Source organism: bacterium, assembly GCA_024224155.1.
In the GTDB taxonomy this organism is placed as follows: Bacteria; Acidobacteriota; Thermoanaerobaculia; order Multivoradales; family JAHEKO01; genus CALZIK01.
Map to the genome: position 1 here is coordinate 1 of JAAENP010000391.1, position 2,555 is coordinate 2,555.

General features: G+C 61.4%; 3 protein-coding genes. All 3 read right to left on the minus strand.

Annotated elements, in window-relative coordinates; translation table 11 throughout:
* Nucleotides 1-173 precede the first annotated feature (173 nt).
* The 3 genes from GY769_19805 to GY769_19815 are packed head-to-tail and all read right to left on the minus strand — an operon-like array spanning nucleotide 174 to nucleotide 2,289.
* Nucleotides 174-1,634, minus strand: coding sequence for an IS66 family transposase (locus tag GY769_19805; protein ID MCP4204167.1), 1,461 nt, complete (start codon nucleotides 1,632-1,634; stop codon nucleotides 174-176).
* Nucleotides 1,635-1,687: 53 nt separating this feature from the next.
* The gene (gene tnpB, locus GY769_19810; protein MCP4204168.1) at nucleotides 1,688-2,041 is read right to left on the minus strand and encodes an IS66 family insertion sequence element accessory protein TnpB; all 354 of its coding nucleotides are present in this window, start codon (nucleotides 2,039-2,041) and stop codon (nucleotides 1,688-1,690) included.
* Complete coding sequence (locus tag GY769_19815; protein MCP4204169.1) at nucleotides 2,038-2,289, minus strand: hypothetical protein; 252 nt, start codon at nucleotides 2,287-2,289, stop codon at nucleotides 2,038-2,040. Before GY769_19815 ends, tnpB begins: the two co-directional genes overlap by 4 nt.
* Nucleotides 2,290-2,555 lie beyond the last annotated feature (266 nt).

Consider the following 2,555-nt stretch of genomic DNA (forward strand, 5'->3'; position numbering starts at 1 on the left):
ATTACGCGCGCGGGGGCAGTTATCGGACGGGTCTTCAATGCCGTCGTCGTCATAATCGTCGGCGTTCTGATAGGTGTCGCCCAGGTCGGTATTATGTAAGTGGTCACCCTGACCCCCGGACGTAGGCGTCCAATTCGTGTAGAGGGGCGAGTTGGCGCTGCCGAGATCTGACTTCAGCCGTGGTCGCAAGCCTGGTGCCGCTTGTAGGCGGCTGGCGTTAGCACATGATTGTCGCGGGAGGCCCGGACCGCTTCGACGAGATAGTCGGAGACTGGCACGCCAGCGAGCTTTGCAGTCTCGATCACCGAGTAGAGGATCGCGGCGGTCTCGGTGCCGCGGCGGGACTTCGAGCCGAAGTGATTTCGACGGCCAACAACCGGACCTCGTAGGGCGCGCTCCGTCGCGTTGTTGTCGAGCGGTATCTGTGGGTTCTCCAAGAACGCGCTCAGCTGAGTCCAGTGCTTGAGCGTGTGCCGAATGGCTTTGCCGAGGCTCGTGAACTTTGGCATCGGCGTGGCCAGCAGCCAGCCCTGCAGCGCTTTGTGCACATCACGGCTCTTGGTTTTCCGGATCTCTCGCAGCGCTTCCTCGCCAGAGGCTTCCGCGTCGAAGTCATAAAGGCTCCGGATGTGGTCGAGCGCGACTCGCGCTTTCGGGAAGTCCTTCTCGCACTCTGCGAACTTGCGACGGATGTGTGCCCAACAGGCCGCGAGCGTGAGTTCAGCTCGACCCTTTTCTGCGGACAGATGGGTGCTCATCATGTCGCATACGACGACCCCCTCGAATCCAGCGGTGAGGTCATCGAACGTCTCTCTGCCTTTGTCGTCGCGAATGATGTGAGCCGTCATGCCAGGAGCCGTCAGGCACCACATCTGCCATTTCTTCGCGCTACGTCTCTCAAGGTTTGGCCATCCGGTCTGATCGAGGCCAATCACTCGCTGAGAAAGAATGTTCTTGATGAGAGCCAACCAAATCGGTCGAAGCGCCATGCCCATGTGTTTGACCTGGGACCACAGAACGTTGCGGCTGATAGAGAGTCTATGCTCGGCCATCATTCGCGCCTGCCGAGCAAGCGGTAGATGGTTCAGGTACTTGTCGATGGCGACCTTGGCAGCGAACTCCACCGAGTACCGACCGCCAGGGGTAGCGCGCTGAGGCGCGAGCGGCTGATCGATGCAGCAGCCCTTGGCACAGCGGTACTTTTGGAGGCGCAGATTCACCAGCACATACTTCAGCTGAACAACGCTGACGAGCTGTGACTGGTCGAACTGCCCCGCCATCGCCTGGAGTTCCTCTCCGCACTCGGGGCACGCCAGGTCTGCAGGATGTAGCTTGTGGTGCTCGAATAGTTGCTCGAGGCCGCTCTGATCTCGAGGACCAAACTTGGTGCGCTTCTTGGGCTCGCGTTTGGGTGACTTCGGCGTCGGGGCGGGTTGGGCCGCGCTGAGCTTTTCAAGTTCGCTCTCGAACAGGCCTTCGAGCTCGGCCTGAGTCATCGGCTCGCCCTTCAGCTCGGCCAGTTCGCGTTTGAGATCCACGACCTGCTTGGAGAGCCGGCGAAGCTCGCTGTCTTGCATCAACGCCACCTTGCGCAAATGCTCGATGTCCGTTTCGGTTTCCAGGCGAACGCTCATGAGGCGTATCCGATCATGCTGACCGGCGTTGACGCAAGGCGGAAGTTTCCTTTTTAGAACGACGTGATCGGCGGTGGCGACAAAGGCCTGGATCCAACCATCGAGCAGCCCTCGATGAAGAGACTCAGCTCGCTGCCGGTCAAGGTGATGGCGGCACAATCCTCGCGCCAGACGTCCGCGAACTGCCCCTGCTCGAGCCGTTTCATGAAGATGCAGAGCCCGGTGCCATCGAAGAGCAGCACCTTGCAGCTCGTACGCTTCCGATTCACGAACAGGAACAAGTCGCCGCTGAGCGGATCGGACCGGAGGCCTTCGGCGACCAATCCGTACAGGCCGTTGTAGCCCTTTCGGAGGTCGGTCGGACGAGGGTACGCAAAGACTCGGACGGCACGGGCCGGCGCGATCACTGCTCCGCCAGGAACGCGCGCGCCTGGCTCAACGTAAGACCCTCGATTCGCCAGCCAGACGGACTCACGACTGCCACGATGGCCTCGGTAGCCGGCTCTACGACTCGAATCGGCAGTAGTGCCGGTGGCGGCGGCTCGGCGATTCGCTCCGACCAACGCTGAGCGGTTGGCACTGAGACTTGGAGCCTCCGGGCGACCTCACCCCAACTCACGCCGCTGGCGCGTAGCTCTCTGGTGGCTTGGCCCACCAGAACTCCGAGGGCTCCTCCGAGACGACGGCCCCGGCCCTTCCCCGAAACAGCGCGTGTTGCAGCTTCAGCTCTCGCGATGACATCCATGTTGCCTCCGGCTGTGATTCATCCAGGGCATACACGCTCACGAACTGCTGCGTCCGGGGGCTGTGGTGACCACTTACAACAGAGCGTCCGACAGCGACTGGTAGGTCCATACATCGCGAAACGCTGTGACTTCTGGGTCGGGTCGCTCACACGCAAGCTTCACCAGTTGCAACCGG

Bases quoted from the DNA above. Each gene is read 5' to 3' on its own strand.
- GY769_19805 (MCP4204167.1), bottom strand. From the start codon at position 1,634: ATGAGCGTTCGCCTGGAAACCGAAACGGACATCGAGCATTTGCGCAAG.